Origin of the sequence: Amycolatopsis alba DSM 44262 (assembly GCF_000384215.1) — a bacterium.
In the GTDB taxonomy this organism is placed as follows: Bacteria; Actinomycetota; Actinomycetes; order Mycobacteriales; family Pseudonocardiaceae; genus Amycolatopsis; species Amycolatopsis alba.
Window position 1 is genome coordinate 2,334,646 of the sequence record NZ_KB913032.1, and the last position, 22,819, is coordinate 2,357,464.

Here is a 22,819-nt window from a genome sequence, read left to right on the forward strand (position 1 = left end):
AGGCCCCCGGCTGTGTTTCGCTTGAGTGCCCGCCTTGTGAAAGCAGGTCCTCATGCGGAGAACGGCCCTGCCCGCCGTCATGCTCGTCCTCGGCGCGCTGCTCGGCGCGTGTGACGGCGAAACCGTCTCGTTCGCCGACGCCCGCGCGCTCGCCGACGGCGCCGCGTCCGCCACCGACGGCAAGGCCGCGAAGTTCACCACCGACGTCACGGCGGGCACGATGCGGTCGAAGAGCCAGGGACAGGCCAGGGTCGCGCGAACGGGCACCGCGCTGGCCATGACCACGGACTTCCTCGGCGAGCCGCTCGAACTCCGGCTGGTCGACAAGGTCGTCTTCGCCAAGGTCCCCGAGAACGTCCGCGAAGACGTTCCCGGCGGGAAACCGTGGGTCAAGGTCTCCCCCGACGGGGCGGACCCGTTCTCCCAGGTCGCCGGCGGCAGCATCGACCAGCTGGCGAAACAGAACGACCCCGGCCGCGCGCTCGACCAGCTCCGGCGGGCGGGAACGCTCACCGAGTCCGGGCACGCCGACCTCGACGGTGTCTCCACCGAGCACTACCGGCTGGACGTCGACATGGCCGCGCTGGGCGGTGACCTGCCCGCCGGGCTGTCCGCGGAGGCTGTCGGGGAGCTGAACGGCAAGCTCGGGAAGATCCCCATGGAGGTCTGGCTCGACGACGCGCACCGGCCGGTGCAGATCGTGCTCGACCTCGCCCCGGTCCTCGCCGCTTCGGGTGTTCCGGACAGCGCGATGGCGCGGATCGTCACGCGCTACCGCGAGTGGGGCACGCAGGCCGACATCCAGGCGCCGCCGCCGGAGGAGATCGGGGAGATCCCGGCGGGCTGATCCTGTCACGTTCCCCGCGCCCGTCTCGTCCAGCTCGTGAAGGCGGACAGGAGGGAACGAACATGCGGGTGATGGTGATCGGGGCGACCGGGGTGCTGGGACGGCCGCTGGTGCGGCGTCTGCTGGCCGAGGGCCACGAGGTGAACGGGCTGGCCCGCGGCGAGGACCGGGTCGCGGCCGTGCGCGCGACCGGCGCGAAACCGGTGGCGGGTTCGCTGTTCGACGTCGATTCCCTGGCCGGGGCGCTGAACGGGCACGACGCGGTGGTGAACGTCGCGACCCGGATCCCGGACGCGCGCCACGCGATGAAAGCGTCCGGCTGGGCGGAGAACGACCGCCTTCGGGCCGAAGGCAGTCGGACGCTCGCGGCCGCCGCGCGCCGGGTCGGTGAGCTGGGAATCGTGGTGCAGGAAGGGATTTCGTTCGTCTACGCCGACGGCGGCGACGAAGAACTGGACGAGGACGCGCCGCTCGCGCCGTACGGCCACATCGCGTCTTCGACGGTGGCGCACGCGAACATCGCGGAGCTGGCCGACGAGGGACGCACCGCGATCCGGCTGCGGATCGGGCTGCTGGTCTCCGACGACCCGATGACCACGATGATGCTGACGGCCGCGCGGCGTGGTTCGCCGCTGATCATCGGCCGCCGGACCGACTGGACCGCGGCGATCCATCCGGACGACGCGGCGGCGGGCGCGATCGCGGCGCTGCGGGCGCCGAGCGGCGTCTACAACCTGGCCGCGGATCCGGTGCGGAAGCGGGAACTCGGCGAAGCGATGGCCGTCGCGGCCGGTGTCCGGCGGGCGCGCGCGCTGCCGAAGTGGCTGGCGAATCGGGTGGGATCGATGGCGGTGCTGGCGCGTTCGCAGCGCGTCGTCTCGGCCCGGCTCACCGAGGCGACCGGATGGCGCCCCGAACGCCCGGTTCCGGGCCCTTCCTGGTTCTGATGCCGGTAGGGCGAACGTGCCGTGTCACCTGGCCGCTTACCCGGTTCCAGGTGTCGCGAAAGCCACTTTCGGGACACCAGGCGTCGCGAAAGTGGCTTTCGCGACACCCCGCTGGACTACAGGAGTTCCAGCAAGAAAGGCAGCTCCTGGGGCGCGTACCAGGCGAGTTCGTGGTCTTCGGCGTCGCCGAGGGTGAATTCGGCGTCCGGGTCGCCGAGGTCGGCCTGGTCGATCACCGCGGCGGCGGCCAGCACGGACTCGGCGGCCTCGGCCGCGTCGACGTGGATCGCGGCGACTTCGGCGATCTTCACCGGCCCGGCCAGCCGGACCACGGCGGCGTCGAGATCCGGGCGCTGGGTGACCTCGTCGATGTCGGCGGAGATCACCACCCGCCGCGGCTCGGGCTTCTCCTCGGCCGCGATCAGCCGGAGCGACGCCCTGGCGGCGTCGAGCAGCGCGGCGTACTCGAGTTCTTCGTCGGACCCGCTGGCGTAGGACTCCCGCAGCGCCGGGGTCAGCGCGAAGCCCGTACCGCTGCGCGCCCGGAACTCACCGGCGGTTTCGAGGTCGCGCAGCATCGCGATCGTCCCTGGAAGATAAACCCTCACCAGTGCGCACCCTTCAGTTCTTCCAGCGATTCCTCGATCATCCCGGCGAGCAGGTCCACATCGGACACGGCCTTGCGGTCGCCGTTCAGTCCGAAGTAGACACCGCCGTGATACGAGGTGACCCCGATCGCCAGCGCCTGATTGCGCACCAGCGGCATGACCGGGAACATCTCCACCATCTTCGCCTGTCCCGCGTAGAGCGGCACCTGCGGGCCCGGCGAATTCGTGATCAGCACGTTGAAGATGCGCCCCGACATCGAACCGGCCGCCCGCGCGCCCAGCGAATGCAGGGTCGCCGGCGCGAACCCGCCGACGGTCAGCAGCCCGCGGGCGGCGACCGAACGGCCCGAGTCGAGGTGGTCCGCCATGGCATGGCCGATGTGCTGCAGCCGAAGGACCGCGTTCGGCTCCCCGACCGGGAGGTCGACCAGGTAGGCGTCGACCTGGTTCCCGACCAGCGCCGGCGTCGAGTACTCGGCCGTCTCGGCGTCGCGGACGGCCATCGGCACCAGCGCGCGCACGGTGGTGGTCGCGGTCAGATTCGACCCGCGGGAGAGCAGCCATTGCCGCAGCGCGCCGGTGATGGCCGCGAGCACGGCGTCGTTGACCGTGCCGCCGTGCGCGGCGCGGACCTTGCGGAAGTCCTCCAGCCGCGTGCGGACCACCGCGAACATGCGGCCGCCGGAGGTGCGGACGTTGAGCGGCCCGGACGGCGCGGGATTCACCATGGTCTTCAGCGCCGACGCGACGTCGCCGACCGTTTCGGTGACCTTGCCCGCCATCGCGGTGGCGTCATGGGCGATGGAGCGGACGTTCTCCACCAGTTCCGTCGGCCGCTGCACGGTCTCGGCGACGGCGTCGAGGATCAGCTGGGTGCGGCTCGGTTCCCGGCGCGGATGCCAGTTGTCGTCGAACGGCTCCGGCTCCTGCGGAGTGGTCTCGAGGATCAGCTGTCCGAGCTCGATGGTGCCGATCCCGTCCACAACGGACTGGTGCGTCTTGGTCACCAGCGCGACCCGGTCCCCCGCGAGCCCCTCGACGAAGTACGCCTCCCAGAGCGGCCGTCCAGGGTCGAGCCGCCGTGACATCAGCCGCGCCACGAGGTCGAACAGCCGGCCGTCGGAGCCCGGTTGCGGCAGGGCGGACCGGCGGACGTGGTAGTTGAGGTCGAAGTCGACGTCGTCGACCCACACCGGCCGGGCGAGGTGTCCCGGCACCTCCAGTACCCGCTGCCGGTACCTCGGCAGGAACGCCAGGCGCTGCCCGATCAGGTGCAGCAGCCGCTCATGGGTGAAGCCGTCACGCGGCCGTTCGAAGATCGCCACGCCGCCGACGTGCATCGGGGTCGAGTGGTCTTCCACGTACAGGAACGAGGCGTCCAGCGCGGAGAGGCGGTCGGGCATGGGCCGATCCTTACATAGTGGGACACTCGCCGGTGTGGGTGATGAGTCGGCGATCTCGCCGAAGGACCGGTTCCTGACGGTGTACGGGCGGAAACCGGTGCTCGAGGCATTGGACGACGCGGCGCTCGAGGTGGACAAAGTGATTCTCGCCGACACCGTGCGGGGACCGAACGCCGCCGAGATCGAGCGCGCCGCCAAAGCCGCAGGGGTGCCGGTGCAGCGGGCGAGCGCGCATCGCGTCAAGGTGCTCGCGGGCAACGGCAAGCAGGACCAGGGGGTGCTGGCCGACGTCGTCGCCCCGCGCATGCGGTCACTGCACGCCGCCCTGTCCGACGGCAGGCCGCCGTCGCGGGTGCTGCTGCTCGACGGCATCACCACCCCGGCGAACGTCGGGATGATCCTGCGCACGGCGACCGCCGCCGGGCTGGACGGGGTCGTGGTGCCGCGGCGCGGGGTCGCCGCCCTCGACCCGATGGTGGTCAAGGCCTCGGCCGGGGTCGCGTTCCGCGCGCCGGTGCTGCGGTGCGGCAGCGCGCGTGAGGCCGCCGAAATGCTGACCGAAGCCGGGTACGGCCTCTACGCGCTGGGCGCTTCGGCCCGCGAGACGGTGTTCGACGTCGAACTGCCGCAGCGCGCGGCCTTCGTACTGGGCGGGGAGACGAACGGCGTCGGCGCCGAGGTCGGCGAGCTGGTGACGGAGTGGGTGTCGATCCCGATGCCCGGCGAGGTCGAGTCACTCAACGTGTCCGCGGCCGCCGCCGTGCTCTCGTTCGAGCTGGTCCGCCGCGCTACCGATGCTGCGGGAAGAGGGCGCTGAGCTCGGTCAGCGTCTCCTCGACCGAGGTGTGGTGCACCCCCGCCATCCCGGCCGCGACCGCGGCTCGGACGTTGTGCGCGGCGTCGTCGACGAACACGCACCGGCCGGCGGGCAGCTCCAGCAGGCCCGCGGTGAGCAGGTAGACCTCGCGTTCGGGTTTGGCCACGCCGACCTCGCCGGAGAAGACGAGCGTGTCGAAGAACGGGGCCAGTGACCGCTTGGCCTCGTCCGACGCGCCGGGGGCGTTCGAGAGCAAGGCCGTTTTGATGCCGCGTGCCCTGGCGGCTCGCAGGAAGGCGTACAACTCAGCCGCGCCGTCGTCCGTGAGCACCCCGACGTAGTCGATGACCAGCCCTTTCAGCACCGGCCCACCGTACACAAGCGATCACCGCCCGGTTCATCCTCTCGGGCGGTTCCTGTCGCGGCGCGGCCTGTCTCCGGCCCCTTAGTTGCTGGGGGCGGCCGAGGGGCCGCGGAAGAGGGGGCTGCCTGATGCGTTCGTACGTACTGAGACGGCTGAAATCGTATGAGCCGCCGTACCGGGTCGAGGGCAGGCAGGTGCACCGTGCGCCGCCGCCGGACAACCAGCTCGTGCTGGACCTGCGGCTGGCGGGGGAACCACCGGTCGTGGAGGAATTCCAGCCTGCTCCCGACACGCCGGACCGCAGACAGGTGGGCAGGCTGCTGACCACCATCCTCGAAGCCTGCGACGGACGCCGTCCGGCGAGCCAGGTGCGGCCCATCCTCGACCCGGCGCTTCACAGCGCGCTGCTCGACAAGGGCCGCCGTCGTCCGCCGGGCGGCTACCGGCCGAAGTCGATTCACCTGTGCCATCCGGCGGACGGCGTCGTAGAGGCCTGCGCGACGGTCGAGCAGAACGGCCGCTCCCTCGCCTTGGCCGCCCGGTTCGAGCGGACCCCGACAGGCTGGGTGTGTACCCGCTTCCACCTGCTGAAGCCGCCGCGGCGCGTTTCCTCGCTCCGGCTCGCTGCATGACAAAGGGGCCTTCACCGCACGTGATGCGGTGAAGGCCCCTTTGATGACCGTCTCAGCGGCGCGGGCCCTTCTTGCCCTTCTTCTGGGAGGCGCGCTGCGCGGCGCGACGCTCCCGGCGGGTTCCGCTCTGGTCACCGCCGTCGCTGCCGGCACTGTCCGAATGCGACTCGACGCCGCCGTCCTCGGACGGGCCCGACATGGTCAGCCCGGACTGCGAACCACCGCCGAGTCCCTTGCCCCGCAAGGCGGACGGCACGGACTCGGTGTCGGTCGCCGGACCCTGCGGCGGCGTCGGGCGGGCGTGCCGTCCGTCGCCGTTGGCGGCCTGGCCGTTCCCGGAGCCGACACCGGCGGGCAGCGCGGACGCGGACTCGGGCGACGGGGCGGCGGGCTCGGCCTGCTCGACCTGGAGGTTGAACAGGAAGCCGACGGCCTCCTCCTTCAGCGACTCCAGCATCGCGCGGAACATGTCGTAGCCCTCGCGCTGGTACTCGATGACCGGATCGCGCTGCGCCAGGGCCCGCATGCCGATGCCCTCCTTGAGATAGTCCATCTCGTAGAGGTGCTCACGCCACTTGCGGTCGAGCACGGTGAGCATCACCTGGCGCTCCAGGCTGCGCATCGCGCCTTCGCCGACCTTGCCGTCGATCTCGACTTCGCGAGTGTCGTACGCGCGGTGAGCGTCTTCGAGCAGCGCCTCGCGCAGGCCGTCGGCGTCGAGGTCGTCGTCCTCGGTCAGCGAGTCCCAGGTGACCTGGACGGGGTACAGCGTCTTGAGCGCGGTCCACAGCTTCTCGTGGTCCCAGTCCTCCGCGTAGCCCGAAGAGGTCTCTTCGTTGACGTACGCGTTGATGACGTCGACCAGCATGTGCTCGATCTGCTCGCGGAGATCCTCGCCCTCGAGGACGCGCAGGCGCTCGGCGTAGATCACCTTGCGCTGCTCGTTCATGACCTCGTCGTACTTGAGGACGTTCTTGCGGATCTCCATGTTCTGCTGCTCGACCTGCGTCTGCGCGCTCTTGATCGCCTTGGAGACCATCTTGTGCTCGATCGGCACGTCGTCCGGCAGCCGCATGGTGGTCATGACCCGCTCGACCATGGTCGCGTTGAAGCGGCGCATGAGTTCGTCACCGAGCGACAGGTAGAACCGGGACTCGCCAGGGTCGCCCTGACGGCCGGAACGACCGCGGAGCTGGTTGTCGATCCGGCGAGACTCGTGCCGCTCCGTGCCGAGCACGTACAGCCCGCCCGCCTCGCGGACCTCGTCGGCCTCGGACTTGGTGTCGGCCTGGACCTCTTCGAGGACCTTCGGCCAGGCGGCCTCGTACTCCTCGGAGTGCTCCACCGGGTCGAGACCGCGATCGCGCAGCACCTCGTCGGCGATGATGTCCGGGTTGCCGCCGAGCACGATGTCGGTACCGCGGCCCGCCATGTTGGTGGCGACCGTGACCGCGCCCTTGCGCCCGGCGCGGGCGACGATCAGGGCCTCCCGGTCGTGGTGCTTGGCGTTGAGGACCTCGTGCGGGACACCCAGCTTGAGCAGCAGCTTCGACAGGTGCTCGGACTTCTCGACACTCGTGGTGCCGACCAGCACCGGCTGGCCCTTCTCGTGCCGCTCGGCGATGTCCTCGGCGACGGCCTCGAACTTGGCCTGCTCGGTCTTGTAGATCAGGTCGGCCTGGTCGGCGCGGACCATCGGCTTGTTGGTCGGGATCGGCACCACACCCAGCTTGTAGGTCTGGTGGAACTCGGCCGCCTCGGTCTCGGCGGTACCGGTCATGCCCGCGAGCTTGCTGTAGAGCCGGAAGTAGTTCTGCAGCGTGATCGTGGCGAGCGTCTGGTTCTCGGCCTTGATCTCGACGCCTTCCTTGGCCTCGATCGCCTGGTGCATGCCCTCGTTGTAGCGGCGGCCGTGCAGGATACGGCCGGTGAACTCGTCGACGATGAGGACTTCGCCGTCACGGACGATGTAGTCCTTGTCGCGCTTGTAGAGCTCCTTGACCTTCAGCGCGTTGTTCAGGTAGCCGACCAGCGGCGTGTTCGCGGCCTCGTAGAGGTTGTCGATGCCGAGCTGGTCCTCGACGAAGGCGACACCCTTCTCGGTGACACCGACGGTGCGCTTGCGGATGTCCACCTCGTAGTGGATGTCCGCCTTCATCAGCGGCGTCATCCGCGCGAACTCGACGTACCAGCGCGAGGACTGGTCCGCCGGGCCGGAGATGATCAGCGGCGTCCGGGCCTCGTCGATGAGGATGGAGTCCACCTCGTCGACGATCGCGAAGTTGTGGCCGCGCTGCACGCAGTCTTCGAGGCTCCACGCCATGTTGTCGCGGAGGTAGTCGAAGCCGAACTCGTTGTTCGTGCCGTGCGTGATGTCGGCGGCGTATTGCTGACGGCGGACGTCGGGCGTCTGATCGGCCAGGATGATGCCGACCTCGAGGCCGAGGAAGCGGTGGATGCGGCCCATCCACTCGGCGTCACGTTTGGCGAGGTAGTCGTTCACCGTGATGACGTGCACGCCCTTGCCGGACAGCGCGTTCAGGTACGCGGGAAGCACCTGGGTCAGGGTCTTGCCCTCACCGGTCTTCATTTCCGAGACCTGACCGAGGTGCAGCGCGGCACCGCCCATCACCTGGACGTCGTAGGGCCGCTGGCCCAGCACGCGCCAGGCTGCCTCCCTCGCCACCGCGAACGCCTCCGGCAGGAGGTCGTCGAGTGACTCGCCGTCCGCGTTCCGCTTACGGAACTCGTCGGTCTTGGCCCGCAGCGCGGTGTCCGAAAGTTCCTTGACGTCGTCTTCGAGGGTGTTGATGTGATCGGCGATGTTGCGCAGCCGCTTCACCATCTTGCCCTCGCCCGCGCGGAGCAGGCGGTTCAGCACCATCCGGTCGACCTCACTAGCTGATTGTGATCGCACCCGAGCCGATCTCGGGCAGTCTCGTACACGACGGCGCCGGCATTCGCACCGCCGTCCGACCCCCATCGTAGGGAACACTTCGGTGTTCGCGCACGCACCGTCGGTCGGTACCTGACCGGGCGGGCACGTATCCGGCCTGATCCGGACAGGAAGCGGCCCGCACGCGTGCGCGTACGGGCCGCTTCATAGGCGTTGTGGGTGGTCGGAGGGACCGGCTAGCTCAGCCGGATGACGCCGTAGTCGAAGCCTCGCCTCCGGTAGACGACGCTCGGGCATCCGGCGTCGGAGTCGTTGAACAGGTAGAAGTCGTGACCGACCAGTTCCATCTCGTAGAGGGCCTGGTCGACCGTCATGGGTTCCGCGTCGTGCTTCTTCTCGCGGACGACGCGACCGGGCTGATGTTCGGTCACCCCGTCATCCCAGCGCTGCTGGGGCATCTCGAACTCTTCACCGCTCTCGACGGCGAAACCGTCGGCCAGGGGTTCGGCCTCTGGCGCCTCGAGCACAGCGGTACCCGCCAGATGCCGGGTGTCGGTGGTCATGCCACCGGCGGCCGCCATCGAAGTCGCCTCGGCGACGGATTCCGGGCGGCTGCGGCCGTAGTGCACGCGCCGGCGGTCGTGTGTCTTCCGCAACCTGTTCTCGAGCTTGTTGAGTGCGGAATCCAGCGCTGCGTAGAAGTCGCCTGCACACGCTTCGGCGCGTACGGCGGGGCCCCTGCCCTTACCGGTGATTTCGACGCGCTGGCAGTTCTTCGACTGACGGCGATTGGGCTCATGGAAGAGCTCCACGTCGTAACGGATGACCTTCTTGTCGTAGCGCTCTAGCCGGGCCAGCTTTTCGCTGACGAGTGCCCGATAGTGGTCGGGCACCTCCACGTTGCGGCCCTTAACGACGATGTCCATACACGACCTCCCTCGCTGAAATGACTGCGAGCTGTAGATGTGTTCACTAGGGCGCCGGTAAAGCGGGGACGAAGCCCGGATCGCGGGCGATGAGGGAACTCGGCATACGGACACGACGTCTCGTGGCGGATGTCCGAGCGCGGACTCAGCGCGGCTCCGGCGCCAGGGACATGGGCTGGTCACCTCCCTGCCTGCCGGGATTGCTGATAGCGCTGCACGTTAGCTGCATCACGCCGCGAGCAACAGCCCCCGAGCCGGGGGATATCAGGACGTGAGACCTCGTCACCGCACGCGACGGTGACGGTGGGCCCAGCGGGGCAATCCGGCCTGTCGGGCGTCGTCCCCGTGATTTGTTTTCACGCGGACGGCGCAAGCCTTCGGACAGGAAAAAGCCGAGGGTGACGCCGCCAGGGGAAACCGCCGCCACCCCGGTGGAGTGGCGGGCTGTCGGTGTGTTCCCCGGAAGCCTCCTCATATCCTGTCAACGCCCTTGTACCCATTCCCGTTCCCGATCATTCATCACTCTTGTAGGTGACCCTCCGATCACCCGGCGGCGGCCAGTGCGACCACCGCGGAAACGTGAATTCCGCTTATGTCCAAAAGGCGCACACAAGCGGCGGCCGTCACTCCGGTTGTGATCACGTCGTCAAGAAGAATGGCCCGTGCCGGATGGGCTCCCGCGACCAGCCGGATGCGGCCGTCGAGGTTCACCGCCCGCTCGGCACGGGTGAGCCCCACGGCGTCGCGAACCCCGGCCTTGAGTTCGAGCACAGGCGCGACCGTCGCCGGTTTTCCCTTGCTCGACAGCACTTTCGCGCATTCTTCGGCCATGCGCCGGACATGCGGGCCGCCCCGGACACGCGAGGCGTGACGTCTCGACGGGACCGGGACGAGACAGTGTCCCGCTGCCGGTTCGGGCAGGTGAAGCAGGGCTTCGGCGAGAGCCAGCCCCAAGGACGGCGCGAGGTCGCGACGGCCGCGTTCCTTGTAGGCGAGGATCAAGCGGCGGGCGTCGTCGGAGTAGCGGGCCAGGGCGTAGACGGGTACGAGACCGGCCGTCGGAGCGCGGGTGATCTCGCTGAGCGAACCCCAAGCCGTCTGACAGGTGGCGCAGCACGGCGCGCCGGGCGCCCCGCAGGACGCGCAGCGGGCGGGAATGAGGAGATCCAGGATTTTGATCATGCCTTCGAGGATCGCGCCGGGCCCCGACAGTTCCTGGCCCCTTTGCGTCATGACTGGTCCCCTTAGGACACTTTTCGTCCACAGGAGACCAGTCACGACAGCAGTCGAGGAGAAGGTGCCGGGGTTCGGTGACGTGCCAGGAGAGGCAGTCGAGAAGAAGGCTGGACCCCCTGTTGAGGAGAAGGCTCCTTCGCGACGTTGCGCTCCTTCGCGACGCCAGGCTCCTTCGCAACTCTGGGCCCCTTCGCGACGCTACGCGGCCCCCGCCTCGGTCCGTGAAGGACTCCTTGAGGGACTCTGAGTCCCTCAAGGAGTCCTTCACGGACTACCCGGTTCACTAGCGCCGCTAGGAGAGCTGCCGTTACTAAAGGTCCCTTGCTCCCGCCGGGAGGTCGGGTGTGCAGGTCGGGTTCCCTCGGCTGAGCTGCGGCGAGGGGGCAGCCGCTGTGACTGCTGGTGCGTCTGGGGCGAAAGTGGCGACTTGAGAGGTAGTGAAGGCCTCCTTCCCTACTCTCAAGGTAGGGAAGGAGGCCTTCACGGATCGGGCCGCCGAGCGCTCAGCCGGGGTAGAACGGGTCCGCGTCGGTGACGGTGTGCGCCTGCGGCCGCCACACCTCGCCCAGCTCGGAGGCGACCCACAGCCCGCCCGCGTCCGCGACCAGGTTCGGCCTGCTCGGCGCCGCGGTGACGCCGTGCACCGGCGGGGTGAGGTTCGAGCTGTTGAAGGCGTCCATCCGCTGCCCGTCCAGCGGCACCATGACCACCGGCAGCGTGTTCGACGACGTCGCGGCGACCAGGTGGTCCTGGGCGGACCAGTCGACGTCGACGACGTCCTTGAGGTCGCGTTCCTGCAGCTTGCGCGGCGCCCGCAGCGCCACCGAGTCCGCCGTCCGCACGATCGAGGCGACCACCAGCTGCCCGTTGACCACCGCGGCCAGCCGGGACCCGTCGCGCGAAAGCCGCAGTTCGGTGATCTGGCCGAGTCCGGTGAGCATGGTCGCGTCGACGCCGGCCTTCACCCAGCGGCCGTCCGCGGCCAGGGTGACCCTGGCGACGGTGTTGTGGTCGACGACCGTCCAGACCTCACCCGAAAGTCCGCCGCCGCGGGCGACCGGGCGCCAGGTCGGCCTGCTCAGGCTGCCGCCGAACAGGTCGACCGAAGCGAGATCGCGGCCGAGGTCCCCGACCCGGAGCCATTGCCTGCCGTCGCGCTCTTCGACCACCGCGAGCCGTCTGCCGTCGACGGACTGCGCGCCGCTGATGACCTTGTACCCGCCGTTGCCCGCGGGCCCGCCGATCGGCTGCCCGTCGCTGAGTGACCGGACCCGCCCGTTCACGGTCATCAGTCCCAGCAGTTCCGAGTTGGGCGCGATGTCCACGTTGTAGTTGGGCAGTTCGCTGGAGCGCCAGTATTCGTGTTCCGGCACCAGCGCGGTGCCGTCGGCCAGCAGCCGGATCCGGCTCAGTGTCACCGTCTGCAGCGAGAGGACGATCTGCGCGGCGATCAGGTTCCGGTCCACGAGGCTGGCCCCGCCGATCCCGGTCAGTGCGACGTTCAGTGTCCCGTCGTCCGTGCTGCGGACGTTGGTGTCGGTGGCGACCTGGTCGTTCAGCAGGTCCTTGACAGCGCCCTTCAGCCCTTCCGACGGCCCCTGCAGGATCAGGTCCATCACCCGGCCGGGCAGTCCGGCCTGCGGTTTCGCCGCGACGTACCGGAGGTCGGGGACGAAGGCGCCGGAGTCGGGCGAGTAGAAGCTGATCGGCACCCGGAAGTAGTTGAGCGCGAAGTCCTCGTCGGTGACGGCGAGCTCCTGCGGCGGGTCCGCGATCCGCCACTGGCCGTTCTGCTGCTTCCGCACCTTGAACTGCTGCGAGTACTCGGCCTTCACCGGGATGAACGCGTTGTCGGGGCCCAGGTTGCCGAGTTTGAACCCGCGGACGTTCACCAGCTGCTCGTCCGGGTTCCCCGGCTGCGACGCGGTGTCGTACACGGTGCCGAAGGTGTTGTCGATGATCGTCAGCCCCGGCGACGGCTTCCAGTTGCGCCGGGCATCGTCGTCGAGGTACACCCGCGCGTCGGCGTTCGCCGAGCCAGGCGTCGCGGAATTGCGGATGAACTGGCGGATGAGGGTCAGCGAGTCCATGCCCGCCGCCGGTTCGGGGACGTCCACCGGCGCCTGCCCCGGTTTGTCACCGGGGACGACGGCGGGCTGGGTTTCGAGCGGGATGTTCGCGCAGCCCGCGACCAGCAGGAACACCGCAAGCAGGGTCAGCAGCCGCTTCACCGGCCGACCTCCTCGGGTTCGGCGAGGATCGCGTCGGGGGCCGGCCGGACTTCGAGCAGTCCTGACGGCGAGCCGTGCGTGTCGGTCGCCTTGTGATCGGGCGGTGGCAGGACCAGCGGGCTCTCCCCCATCGGCGTGTCCTGCTGCCGCGGCAGCACGAGCCGGAAGCAGGCGCCGTGGCCGGTCTCGCCCCAGGCGTCGAGGACGCCGCCGTGCAACCGGGCGTCCTCCTGGCTGATCGCGAGGCCGAGACCGGTGCCGCCGGTCCGGCGGTTGCGGGACGGGTCGGCCCGCCAGAACCGGTTGAACACCAGTTCCGCCTCACCGGGACGGAGCCCGACGCCGCGGTCTCGCACGGTGATGGCGACCGCGGTCTCGTTGACCGCCAGCGTCAGCACCACCGGGTTGCCTTCGCTGTGGTCCACCGCGTTGGCCAGCAGGTTGCGCAGGATCCGCTCGACGCGGCGCGCGTCGACCTCGGCGGGCGCCTCCTCGTCCGGGAGGACCAGCTCGACCGAACTGCCCGCGTTGCCCGCGATCACCCGGACCTGTTCGACGGCCCTGGTCGCGATCGGCCGGACGTCGATCAGCTCGGCCGAAAGCTCCTCGACGCCCGCGTCGAGCCTGCTGATCTCCAGCAGGTCGCCGAGCAGGGCCTCGAACCGGTCGAGTTCGTCGACCAGCAGTTCGGTGGAGCGGGCGAGGCCGGCCGGGAACTGCTCGCGCGACGCGTGCAGCACGTCGGCGGCCATCCGGACGGTGGTCAGCGGGGTCCGCAGTTCGTGCGAGACGTCGGAGGTGAACCGGCGTTGCAGCCCGCCGAAGTCCTCCAGCTGGCGGATCTGCCCCTGGATACTCGCGGCCATCTCGTTGTAGGACACGGCGAGTTTGGCCAGATCGTCCTCGCCGAGCACGGCGAGGCGCTGGTCGAGGTCTCCGCCCGCGAACTGTTCGGCCGCCGCGGCGGCCTGCCGGACCGGCCGGACCACCTGCCGGGTGACCAGGTTCGTGATGCCCGCCAGCAGGAGCAGCAGGACGAGACCGCCGACGAGCAGCGTGTTCTGCACGGTCGAGACGGTGTTCTGCTCACTGGTGAGCGGGTACAGCAGGTAGAGCTGGAGCGGGTTGATCATCGTGCTCAGCGGCGCGCCGACGATCAGATACGTCGTCTTGCCGCCGTCGGGCTCGGTGACCGTGTGGATCAGGGTGCTGAGCTGTTCGGTCTCCACGAACTGGCGCAGCCGGACCGGCACCTTGTCGTAGGGACCGGCGGCCACCGGCCTGCTCGACTGATCGCGGCCGCCCGCGGCCAGCACGGGTTCGAAGGTGCCCGCGGCCGATCCCGCGCCGTCCTGCGAAGTCGTCGTGCTGGAGATCTTCTTCAGCGCGTTGTTCATCCGCGCCGTCAGCGCTTCCGGGCTTTCGGCACCGACGCCGATCAGTTCATTGGCCGCGGTCTCGACGACCGCCCTGGTCTGCGCGATCGCCGCGTTTTCCTTGGTCTCGAGCAGCCGGTCGGTGATCTGGTTCTGCAGCACCATGCCCAGCACGAACACCACGGCCGACGACAGCGCCAGCGTGGACACCGTGACCCGGAACTGCAGTGAGTACCGCCACAGCTCGTTGAACGAGACGATCTTGCGGCGCACGAAAACCACGATGCGCCGGACGTGGCGCATCGTGGTCTGGGCAAGCCTCGGCAAGCGTCCGCTCATGGGGTGATCACGGCGGGCCTGCCTTGTACCCGACGCCGCGGACCGTCAACACCACCTCGGGGTGCTCCGGGTCCTTCTCCACCTTCGAACGCAGACGCTGGACGTGCACGTTCACCAGGCGGGTGTCGGCGGCGTGGCGATAGCCCCACACCTGTTCGAGGAGCACCTCGCGGGTGAACACCTGACGCGGTTTGCGGGCGAGCGCGACCAGGAGGTCGAACTCCAGCGGGGTCAGCGGGATGGCCTTGCCCTCACGGGTCACCTCGTGGCCGGGGACGTCGATCGCGAGGTCGCCGATCGTCAGCGACTCGGCGGGCTCGGCCTCGGTGCGGCGCATCCGGGCGCGGACGCGGGCCACGAGTTCCTTCGGCTTGAAGGGCTTGACCACGTAGTCGTCCGCCCCCGATTCGAGCCCGAGGACGATGTCCACGGTGTCGCTCTTGGCGGTGAGCATCACGATCGGCACGCCGGACTCGGCCCGGATGGCCTTGCAGACGTCGATGCCGTTCATCCCCGGCAGCATGAGGTCGAGGAGGACCAAGTCCGGTTTCAGCTCACGAAGCGCGGGCAGCGCTCGTGAGCCGTCGGCCACGACGGCTGTGTCGAACCCCTCCCCACGCAGCACGATGGTGAGCATCTCCGCGAGAGCAGGGTCGTCGTCGACGACCAGAACACGTGCCTTCATAAACCTATGTTCGCACTAGTTTCCCCGCGCGGGCGCACGACCCGGCGATGTGACCACCAGAAAGATCATCGAATCGGTCAAATTGCTCCATCCGAGTAGGGTCTTCGGCCCCTAGAGGGCGCGCCGGAGCCTGGTGAACGGCCTCGGGGAGTCGATCGCGAAGACCCCGGTCAGGACGTCACCGCGGTGATAGGCCGCGACGAACCGCTTCGAAGCGACGTCGCCTTCGACGATCCGCACGTCTTCCGTGGCCACTCCGGCGAATTGGAGCCGCCGTCCGTACTGATCGGACCAAAAGTAACCGTGTCGTGCGAAATGCGTGACGGTCGCGCCGGCGAGCAGGTTCGCGACCGCGACCCCCGCCTGTTCGTTCGCCGCCGTCCAGTGTTCCGACCGGACACGCCTGCCGCGCGAACGGCACTGGTACCGCGCGACGTCACCCACCGCGATCACTCGAGGATTCGCTGTGACACAGCCGGAATCGACCAGCACCCCGTCGTCGACGGCGAGCCCGGAGCCGGTCAGCCATCCGGTGGCGGGCCGCGCCCCCACGCCGGCGACGACGAGATCGGCACGGAACTCCCTCCCGTCGGCGAGCCGGACACCGGTGACCCGATCGGCCCCGGCGAACCCGGCGACGGCGACGCCCGTGATCAGCCGGACATCGTTTTCGGCGTGCAGTTCCCCGCACACCGCGCCCATCCGCGCGCCGAGGACCGGGGCGAGCGGGACGGGCATCGCCTCGATCACGGTGACGTCGTGACCGAGCAGACGGCAGGCGGACGCGACCTCCGCGCCGATGAATCCCGCGCCGACGACGATCACCGAAGCGGGCCCCGCCGCGAGATCCCGTTTCAGCGAGACGGCGTCGTCGATCGTCCGCAAGGTGTGAACGCCGTTCAGGTTCCTTGCCACACCAAGGGTTCTGGCCACCGCTCCGGTCGCGATGACGTAGCCGTCGGCGGCGATCGTGGTCCCGTCGGCGAGCGTCACGCCTTCGCGGCCGAGCTTCTCGGCACGGACGCCCAGATGCCATTCGGCGGCCAGCGCGTCGAGGCCGTCCGGCCCGGCGAGCGCGAGATCACCGGCGGAAACCTTGCCCAGCAAGAAATCCTTCGAAAGCGGCGGCCGGTCGTAGGGCGGTTCGGCGCCGATCATCACCAGCCGTCCGTCGAATCCCCGCTCGCGCAGCTCCTGCGCCGACCGGAGTCCCGCCAGGGAGGTGCCGACGACGGCGACGGTTCTCAAGCGACGTCCTGCCGCACCCCGGTGTCCACGTAGATCACCCCGTCGGCGACCACGACCGGGTACGTGCGTACGGCGTTCTTCGCGGGCAGGCAGTCCGGGACGCCGGTCCGCAGGTCGAACCGCGCCGCGTGCAGCGGGCATTCGACGAAGCAGTCCTCGATCCAGCCGTCGGCGAGCGACGCGTCCTGATGGCTACAGGTGTCGTCCAGGGCGTAGTAGCCGCCCTGGGAATGGAAAACCGATACGGGCACTGGGCCTTCGAGACGGAGAGCTTCGCCCTCGGGAAGTTCGGAGACGGAGCAGGCACGGATCATCGGGGCCTCCGGGGAAAGGACCGACGGTTGTTGATGTTGCGTATTACGAGACGGGACGTGCTCTGCGCAACAATCGCGCCCGAGGGGGCGGTGCGTCAAGGGATTCGCCCACTCAGCCGAACGGATCCGGGCGAAACGGCTACTGTTGCGTCATGCGGAACCAGGACGCGGGGAACGCAACACCCAGTCAGGTGCAGTCCGTCGACCGCGCGATCAGCGTGCTGGAACTGCTGGCGCGCAACGGGGAAACGGGCATCACCGAGATCGCGGGCGAACTCGGCGTGCACAAGTCGACGGCTTCCCGCCTGCTGAGCGTCCTGGAGAACCGCGGCCTCGTCGAGCAGCTCGGCGAACGCGGCAAGTACGCGATCGGCTTCGGCATCGTCCGCTTGGCGGGCGCCGCCACCGGCCGGATGGATCTGGCGAAACTGGGCAGGCGGACGTGCCAGGGCCTGGCGGAGACGCTCGGCGAGACGGTCAACATCGCGATCGCCGACGACGGCGTCGCGATCAACGTCAGCCAGGCCCGCGGCTCGGCCGCGATCACCACGCAGAACTGGACCGGCCAGCGCACGCCGCTGCACGCGACGTCCAGCGGGAAGGTCCTGCTCGCGTACATGGGCGACGTCGAGCGCAAACGCTTGCTCCGGCGGAAACTCGAACAGTTCACGCCGCGGACCACGGTCGATCCGGACGAGCTGACCGCGGAACTGGAGCGGGTCGCCGAGGACGGGTACGCGGCCTGTTTCGAGGAACTGGAGCTGGGGATGCACGCGGTCGCGGTGCCGGTGCACGGCCCCGGCGGCGCCGTCGTCGCGGCGATGAGCGCTTCCGGTCCGTCGTACCGGCTTTCGAAACAGCGGGTGCGGCAGATCGTGCGGCCGCTCGCCGAGGCGTCCGCGGATCTCTCGGACCAGCTCGGGTATTTCACGGAGTGAAGCAGGCGACCTTTTCGGGCTCTTGACAGCGCGCCCGCGCGTGCCGCACTTTGTTGCTGAAGACGGAACAACGTGCCTCATCCGCAACTGCGCCTGTCACCCCGATGCCCGCGTGTCCTTTGTGGACCTCCGGGCAGGCAGGAGGTTCCTCCCACCATGCCCTCTGGACCCCGCGTCGTCGTGATCGGCGCCGGCATCGTCGGCTGCGCGCTCGCCGACGAACTCACCGAACGCGGCTGGACCGATCTCACCGTGCTGGAACAGGGCGGCCTGTTCACCACCGGCGGATCCAGTTCGCACGCGCCCGGACTGGTCTTCCAGACCAACGCCTGCCGCACGATGACCGAGTTCGCCCGGTACACCGTCGCCAAGTACGGCGCGCTCGAACTCGACGGGAGCCCCTGCTTCCGGCCGGTCGGCGGGCTGGAGGTGGCCACGACGCCGGAACGGCTCGCCGACCTCAAGCGACGGCACGGCTGGGCGACCGCTTCGGGTGTCGAAAGCAGGCTGATCGAGCCGGGCGAATGCGTCGCGCTGCATCCGCTGCTCGATCCGGCCAAGGTGCTCGGCGGGTTCCACATTCCCTCCGACGGCCTGGCCGAACCCCTGCGGGCGGCCGAAGCGCAGGCTCGCCGCGCGATCGGGCGCGGCGCGAAGTTCCTCGCGCACCAGAAGGTCGTCGGCGTCGAAACCGCGGGCGGGCGGGTCACCGCCGTCACCACCGGGACCGGGAGTTTCCGCGCGGACCTCGTGGTCTCGTGCGCCGGGATGTGGGGCCCGGTGCTCGGCGAACTGGTGGACCTGGTGATCCCGCTGGTCCCGATGGCGCACCAGTACGCGCGCACCAGTCCCCTGCCCCGCCTGTCTGAAGGGACCCGGCCGATCCTGCGGCATCAGGACGCCGACCTCTACTTCCGCGAGCACGCCGACAGGATCGGCATCGGCGCGTACGGGCACCGGCCGATGCCGTTGCCCGCCGGGGAGATCGGCGCGGGCGAGGGCATGCCGTCGGAACTCGCCTTCACCCCCGCGGACTTCGAGCGGTCCTGGGCCGCCGCCGTCGACCTGCTGCCCCTGCTGGGCGAGACCAAGGTCGAAGAGGGCATCAACGGCCTCTTCTCCTTCACCCCGGACGGTATGCCGCTCCTGGGCGAGCATCCGGATCTCGACGGGTTCTGGGTCGCCGAAGCCGTCTGGATCACGCATTCGGCGGGTGTCGCGCGGGCGATGGCGCGCTGGCTGGTCGACGGGCAGCCCGGCGCCGATCTGCACGGCTGCGACCTCGCCCGGTTCGAGCGGGCGCGGCTGGCCCCGGACTACGTCATGGCGCGCAGCTGCCGAAGCTTCGTCGAGGTCTACGACATCGTCCATCCCTTGCAGCCCATGGAAGAACCGCGGCCGCTGCGGACGAGTCCCTTCCACGAGCGCCAAGCGGCGCTCGGCGCGTTCTTCCTCGAAGCGAACGGCTGGGAACGGCCGCAGTGGTACGAGGCGAACGCGAACCTCCCCGAGGTCGGTCTCGTCCCGGAACGCAATGACTGGGCCGCGCGATACTGGTCCCCCATCGGTGGCGCCGAAGCCCTCGTCGCGCGACAGCGGGTGGCGATGTTCGACATGACGTCACTGAACCGTGTGGAGGTCACCGGTCCCGGCGCGTTGCCGTTCCTGCAGACGATGACCACGAACCAGCTCGACAAGAAACCCGGCTCGGTCACCTACACGCTGCTGCTCGACGAAGACGGTGGCGTGCGCAGCGATCTGACCGTCGCCCGGCTCGGTGCCGAACGGTTCCAGGTTGGCGTCAACAGCGCCATCGACATCGACTGGCTGCGGCGGCATCTGCCCGGCGACGGCGCCGCGCAGATCCACGAAACCACCCCCGGTACCTGCTGCATCGGCCTGTGGGGACCCCTCGCCAGGGCCGTCCTGCAGCCACTGTCCACAACGGACTTCTCGCACCGGGCGATGGGATACTTCAAGACGAAACAGGCCTACGTCGGCCTGGTGCCGGTGACCGCGATGCGGCTGTCCTATGTGGGCGAACTCGGCTGGGAGCTGTACACGAGCGCCGATCTCGGCCGCGAACTGTGGGACACGCTCGCCGAAGCCGGGCAGCGGCACGGGATCATCGCCGCCGGGCGGGACGCCTTCTCCAGCATGCGGCTGGAAAAGGGGTACCGGCTGTGGGGTACGGACGTCACCGCCGAGCACGACCCGTACGAAGCCGGGCTCGGATTCGCGGTGCGGATGGACAAGGGCTACTTCATCGGCCGGCACGCGCTGGTCGGCCGCTCCGGGGAAACGGCCACCAGGAAACTGACCTGTCTCACCGTCGACGATCCGTATTCCGTCGTACTCGGCAAGGAACCGGTGTTCGCGGGCGGCCGTCCCGCCGGGTACGTCACCAGTGCCGCGTACGGCTACACCGTCGGCAAGAACATCGCGTACGCGTGGCTTCCCGCCGGGCTGTCGGTGCCGGGAACGCCTTTGGAGATCGAGTACTTCGGCGAGCGGATCCCCGCCGTCGTGGCGGCTGAACCGCTGTTCGACCCCGGTATGGCCCGGCTCAGGAGCGCCGCATGACCCACTACGACGTCATCGTCATCGGCCTCGGCGGGATGGGCAGCGCGGCCGCGTACCGGCTCGCCCGGCGCGGGCAGCGTGTCCTGGGGATCGACCGGTTCGCGCCGGTGCACAACCTCGGGTCGAGCCACGGCGGCTCGCGGATCACCCGGCAGGCGTACTTCGAGGATCCCGCGTATGTGCCGCTCCTGCTGCGGGCGCATGAACTGTGGGACGGCGTCGAACGCGACTCCGGCCGGAAGATCTTCACCCGCTGCGGCGGGATCATGCTCGGCGGCCCCGGCTCGCGGACGGTGTCGGGCAGCCTGGCCAGCGCCCGGAAATGGGAACTGCCGCACGAGCTGCTGGACGCGGCGGAGATCCGGCGCCGGTTCCCGACGATGCGCCCGGAAGACCACGAAATCGCGCTGTACGAGGAGAACGCCGGTTTCGTGGTGCCGGAAGGCAGTGTGGCGGCGCATCTCCAGCTCGCCGCGCGGGCCGGGGCGGATCTGCACCACGAGGAGGCGGTCCTTTCGTGGCGGCAGACGTCCACCGGGGTCCGGGTGGGGACGTCGCAGAACTTCTACACCGCGGAACAGCTGGTGATCTGCCCCGGCGCCTGGGCACCGGGACTGCTCGGCGAACTCGGCGTCGAGTTCACCATCGAGCGGCAGGTCCAGTACTGGTTCGCGCCGTCGGGCGGGGCGGGGCCGTTCCGCGCCGAGCGGCATCCGATCTACGTCTGGGAAGGCGAAAGCGGCCGCCAGTTCTACGGTTTCCCCTCCCACGACGACGCCGGGAGCGTGAAGGTCGCTTTCTTCCGCGGCGGCGAGACCTGCACGCCGGAGACCATCGACCGGACGGTGCACGCCGAAGAGGTCGGCGAGATCTCGGAGTTCGTCAGGCGGAAGATGCCGTCGCTGCCCGGCGCGTTCCTGCGCGGGGCGACCTGCCTGTACACGAACACCCCCGACGAGCATTTCGTCATCTCCCGCCACCCCGCGCACGACCGCGTGGTGGTCGCCTGCGGATTCTCCGGGCACGGCTTCAAGTTCGTCCCGGTGGTCGGCGAAGTGCTCGCCGATCTGGTGGTGGACGGCACCACCGGGCATCCGATCGCCCTGTTCGACCCGGCCCGGCTGACCGGAGTCCCGAGATGACGAGTCTCATCCCGACGCTGGGTGGCGGCTACTACACCGACCCCGCGATCTTCGCCGCGGAGCAGGAAAAGATCTTCGAACGCCAGTGGTTCTGCGCGGTCAGGGCGGCGGATCTGCCGTCCGCGGGCGACTTCCGGACCGTCCTGATCGGACGGGAGAGCGTGATCGTCAGCCGGGGCCGGGACGGCGGGCTGCGGGCGTTCCTCAACATCTGCCGCCATCGTGGCGCCCGGCTGTGCACCGAAGAGACCGGAACGGTGAAACGCGCGTTCCAGTGCCCGTACCACGCGTGGACGTACGGGCTCGACGGCAAACTGATCGCGGCGCCGAACCTGGCGAACCTCCCCGACATCGACCGCGCCGGATACGGGCTGCACACCGTGCGCCTGCGGGAATGGCTGGGCTACGCGTGGGTCTGCCTCGCCGCGGACCCGCCGTCGTTCGGGGACGGCGTCGAAGGCGCGGTGCGGGAACGGCTGGGCGATCTGGAGTCGATCGAGCGCTACGGGCTCGACGGGCTCTCGGTCGGGCGCCGGATCACCTACGACGTCAAGGCGAACTGGAAACTGATCGTCGAGAACTTCATGGAGTGCTACCACTGCGCGACCATCCATCCCGAACTGACCGAAGTGCTGCCGGAGTTCGCCGGCGGATACGCGGCGCAGTACTACGTCGGGCACGGCGCCGAATTCGGCGAGGACGTCGCCGGGTTCACGATCGACGGCGGTTCGGGCTTCAGCAGGCTCGACGGTGTCGCGGACGAGCAGGACAGGCGGTACTACGCGATCACCATCCGGCCGCAGGTGTTCGTGAACCTGGTGCCGGACCACGTGATCTTCCACCGGATGTACCCGCTCGCGCCGGACCGGACGGTCGTCGAATGCGACTGGCTCTATTCGGCGGAGGTCGTGGCGTCGGGGCGGGACGTGTCACGGTCGGTGGAGCTGTTCCACCGCGTCAACGAGCAGGACTTCGACGCCTGCGAACGCTGCCAGCCCGCGATGGCGTCCCGCGCCTACCGCGGCGGCGGGGTGCTGATGCCGTCCGAGCACCACATCGGCGAGTTCCACACCTGGCTGCGCACGCAGCTAGGGGGTTATTGAGGGGTAAGGCACGCGTGTCCTGGCGGGTTCTGGTGCCTTCGGCCGCACTTCGGGATGTCTCAAAGGGGGCCTTCAGGACGTTGAACGTCCCAAAGGGGGCCTTCGAGACACGGCGCCCGAGTCACCCCGATCCCAGGTTGAGGGGTAAGGGCACACGTGACGTGTTCCGTCGCTCGCCCGCACG

19 protein-coding genes are annotated in these 22,819 nt (G+C 69.4%); 8 read left to right on the top strand and 11 right to left on the bottom strand.

Annotated elements, in window-relative coordinates; all coding sequences use genetic code 11:
• Positions 1-52 precede the first annotated feature (52 nt).
• Both AMYAL_RS0110920 and AMYAL_RS0110925 read left to right on the top strand, forming a co-directional pair.
• Positions 53-847, top strand: a complete 795-nt coding sequence (locus AMYAL_RS0110920) for an SCO4651 family lipoprotein (RefSeq protein ID WP_026466947.1) — start codon at positions 53-55, stop codon at positions 845-847.
• Between the two features lie 62 nt (positions 848-909).
• On the top strand, positions 910-1,794 hold the full coding sequence (locus AMYAL_RS0110925; RefSeq protein WP_020631345.1) for an NAD-dependent epimerase/dehydratase family protein: 885 nt from the start codon (positions 910-912) through the stop codon (positions 1,792-1,794).
• 116 nt (positions 1,795-1,910) lie between these two features.
• Here AMYAL_RS0110925 and AMYAL_RS0110930 read toward each other — a convergent pair whose 3' ends face one another.
• Entirely contained in the window at positions 1,911-2,402 is a 492-nt protein-coding gene (locus tag AMYAL_RS0110930; protein WP_026466948.1) for a DUF6912 family protein, read from the bottom strand.
• Positions 2,399-3,805 (bottom strand): WS/DGAT/MGAT family O-acyltransferase, encoded by a 1,407-nt coding sequence (locus AMYAL_RS0110935; RefSeq protein ID WP_020631347.1) that lies wholly within the window; start codon positions 3,803-3,805, stop codon positions 2,399-2,401. The genes AMYAL_RS0110930 and AMYAL_RS0110935 overlap by 4 nt, the downstream gene beginning before the upstream one ends.
• Before the next feature lie 34 nt (positions 3,806-3,839).
• Between AMYAL_RS0110935 and AMYAL_RS0110940 the strand changes: the two genes are divergently transcribed.
• Entirely contained in the window at positions 3,840-4,622 is a 783-nt protein-coding gene (locus tag AMYAL_RS0110940) for a TrmH family RNA methyltransferase (RefSeq protein ID WP_020631348.1), read from the top strand.
• On the opposite strand, the gene AMYAL_RS0110945 is transcribed toward AMYAL_RS0110940, so the two are convergent.
• Positions 4,594-5,001 (bottom strand): HAD family hydrolase, encoded by a 408-nt coding sequence (locus AMYAL_RS0110945; protein WP_020631349.1) that lies wholly within the window; start codon positions 4,999-5,001, stop codon positions 4,594-4,596. The two genes, AMYAL_RS0110940 and AMYAL_RS0110945, sit on opposite strands and share 29 nt — an antisense overlap.
• Positions 5,002-5,114: 113 nt before the next feature.
• On the opposite strand from AMYAL_RS0110945, the gene AMYAL_RS0110950 reads away from it, so the two are divergent.
• On the top strand, positions 5,115-5,618 hold the full coding sequence (locus AMYAL_RS0110950; RefSeq protein ID WP_020631350.1) for an Rv3235 family protein: 504 nt from the start codon (positions 5,115-5,117) through the stop codon (positions 5,616-5,618).
• Positions 5,619-5,670: 52 nt separating this feature from the next.
• Here the strand turns inward: AMYAL_RS0110950 and secA are convergent, their stop codons facing one another.
• The 8 genes from secA to AMYAL_RS0110995 form a co-directional block, all read right to left on the bottom strand.
• A complete protein-coding gene (secA, locus tag AMYAL_RS0110955; protein ID WP_020631351.1) occupies positions 5,671-8,502 on the bottom strand; it encodes a preprotein translocase subunit SecA in 2,832 nt (943 codons plus the stop codon).
• Positions 8,503-8,750: 248 nt separating this feature from the next.
• Positions 8,751-9,440, bottom strand: coding sequence for a ribosome hibernation-promoting factor, HPF/YfiA family (gene hpf, locus AMYAL_RS0110960; RefSeq protein WP_020631352.1), 690 nt, complete (start codon positions 9,438-9,440; stop codon positions 8,751-8,753).
• A 543-nt stretch (positions 9,441-9,983) separates the two neighbouring features.
• Positions 9,984-10,622 carry a ComF family protein gene (locus AMYAL_RS0110965; RefSeq protein ID WP_026466949.1) on the bottom strand — a complete coding sequence of 213 codons (639 nt, stop codon included), beginning with the start codon at positions 10,620-10,622 and terminating at the stop codon, positions 9,984-9,986.
• Positions 10,623-11,179: 557 nt separating this feature from the next.
• Positions 11,180-12,907, bottom strand: a complete 1,728-nt coding sequence (locus tag AMYAL_RS0110975) for an LpqB family beta-propeller domain-containing protein (RefSeq protein ID WP_020631355.1) — start codon at positions 12,905-12,907, stop codon at positions 11,180-11,182.
• Positions 12,904-14,586: an MtrAB system histidine kinase MtrB gene (gene mtrB, locus AMYAL_RS0110980; RefSeq protein WP_020631356.1), complete on the bottom strand. Its 1,683-nt coding sequence runs from the start codon at positions 14,584-14,586 to the stop codon at positions 12,904-12,906. The genes AMYAL_RS0110975 and mtrB overlap by 4 nt, the downstream gene beginning before the upstream one ends.
• Before the next feature lie 43 nt (positions 14,587-14,629).
• The gene (gene mtrA, locus AMYAL_RS0110985; RefSeq protein WP_005150760.1) at positions 14,630-15,307 is read right to left on the bottom strand and encodes an MtrAB system response regulator MtrA; all 678 of its coding nucleotides are present in this window, start codon (positions 15,305-15,307) and stop codon (positions 14,630-14,632) included.
• Positions 15,308-15,418: 111 nt separating this feature from the next.
• On the bottom strand, positions 15,419-16,555 hold the full coding sequence (locus AMYAL_RS0110990) for an NAD(P)/FAD-dependent oxidoreductase (RefSeq protein WP_020631357.1): 1,137 nt from the start codon (positions 16,553-16,555) through the stop codon (positions 15,419-15,421).
• Positions 16,552-16,869: a bifunctional 3-phenylpropionate/cinnamic acid dioxygenase ferredoxin subunit gene (locus tag AMYAL_RS0110995; RefSeq protein ID WP_020631358.1), complete on the bottom strand. Its 318-nt coding sequence runs from the start codon at positions 16,867-16,869 to the stop codon at positions 16,552-16,554. The genes AMYAL_RS0110990 and AMYAL_RS0110995 overlap by 4 nt, the downstream gene beginning before the upstream one ends.
• 152 nt (positions 16,870-17,021) lie before the next feature.
• On the opposite strand from AMYAL_RS0110995, the gene AMYAL_RS0111000 reads away from it, so the two are divergent.
• The 4 genes from AMYAL_RS0111000 (at position 17,022) to AMYAL_RS0111015 (ending at position 22,635) form a co-directional block, all read left to right on the top strand.
• Positions 17,022-17,807, top strand: a complete 786-nt coding sequence (locus AMYAL_RS0111000) for an IclR family transcriptional regulator (protein WP_020631359.1) — start codon at positions 17,022-17,024, stop codon at positions 17,805-17,807.
• A gap of 156 nt (positions 17,808-17,963) precedes the next feature.
• Entirely contained in the window at positions 17,964-20,390 is a 2,427-nt protein-coding gene (locus tag AMYAL_RS0111005) for a GcvT family protein (RefSeq protein ID WP_026466951.1), read from the top strand.
• Positions 20,387-21,532 (top strand): N-methyl-L-tryptophan oxidase, encoded by a 1,146-nt coding sequence (gene solA, locus AMYAL_RS0111010; protein ID WP_020631361.1) that lies wholly within the window; start codon positions 20,387-20,389, stop codon positions 21,530-21,532. Before AMYAL_RS0111005 ends, solA begins: the two co-directional genes overlap by 4 nt.
• Positions 21,529-22,635: an aromatic ring-hydroxylating oxygenase subunit alpha gene (locus AMYAL_RS0111015; RefSeq protein ID WP_020631362.1), complete on the top strand. Its 1,107-nt coding sequence runs from the start codon at positions 21,529-21,531 to the stop codon at positions 22,633-22,635. The genes solA and AMYAL_RS0111015 overlap by 4 nt, the downstream gene beginning before the upstream one ends.
• The last annotated feature ends 184 nt before the right edge of the window (positions 22,636-22,819 follow it).

Excerpts from the sequence above, each read along its gene's own strand:
- hpf (WP_020631352.1), bottom strand. The coding sequence starts at position 9,440 with ATGGACATCGTCGTTAAGGGCCGCAACGTGGAGGTGCCCGACCACTAT.
- mtrB (WP_020631356.1), bottom strand. The coding sequence starts at position 14,586 with ATGCGCCACGTCCGGCGCATCGTGGTTTTCGTGCGCCGCAAGATCGTC.
- AMYAL_RS0110935 (WP_020631347.1), bottom strand. The coding sequence starts at position 3,805 with ATGCCCGACCGCCTCTCCGCGCTGGACGCCTCGTTCCTGTACGTGGAA.
- mtrA (WP_005150760.1), bottom strand. The coding sequence starts at position 15,307 with ATGAAGGCACGTGTTCTGGTCGTCGACGACGACCCTGCTCTCGCGGAG.
- solA (WP_020631361.1), top strand. The coding sequence starts at position 20,387 with ATGACCCACTACGACGTCATCGTCATCGGCCTCGGCGGGATGGGCAGC.
- AMYAL_RS0110995 (WP_020631358.1), bottom strand. The coding sequence starts at position 16,869 with ATGATCCGTGCCTGCTCCGTCTCCGAACTTCCCGAGGGCGAAGCTCTC.
- AMYAL_RS0110965 (WP_026466949.1), bottom strand. The coding sequence starts at position 10,622 with ATGATCAAAATCCTGGATCTCCTCATTCCCGCCCGCTGCGCGTCCTGC.
- AMYAL_RS0111005 (WP_026466951.1), top strand. The coding sequence starts at position 17,964 with ATGCCCTCTGGACCCCGCGTCGTCGTGATCGGCGCCGGCATCGTCGGC.
- AMYAL_RS0111015 (WP_020631362.1), top strand. The coding sequence starts at position 21,529 with ATGACGAGTCTCATCCCGACGCTGGGTGGCGGCTACTACACCGACCCC.
- secA (WP_020631351.1), bottom strand. The coding sequence starts at position 8,502 with ATGGTGCTGAACCGCCTGCTCCGCGCGGGCGAGGGCAAGATGGTGAAG.
- AMYAL_RS0110920 (WP_026466947.1), top strand. The coding sequence starts at position 53 with ATGCGGAGAACGGCCCTGCCCGCCGTCATGCTCGTCCTCGGCGCGCTG.
- AMYAL_RS0110950 (WP_020631350.1), top strand. The coding sequence starts at position 5,115 with ATGCGTTCGTACGTACTGAGACGGCTGAAATCGTATGAGCCGCCGTAC.
- AMYAL_RS0110925 (WP_020631345.1), top strand. The coding sequence starts at position 910 with ATGCGGGTGATGGTGATCGGGGCGACCGGGGTGCTGGGACGGCCGCTG.
- AMYAL_RS0111000 (WP_020631359.1), top strand. The coding sequence starts at position 17,022 with ATGCGGAACCAGGACGCGGGGAACGCAACACCCAGTCAGGTGCAGTCC.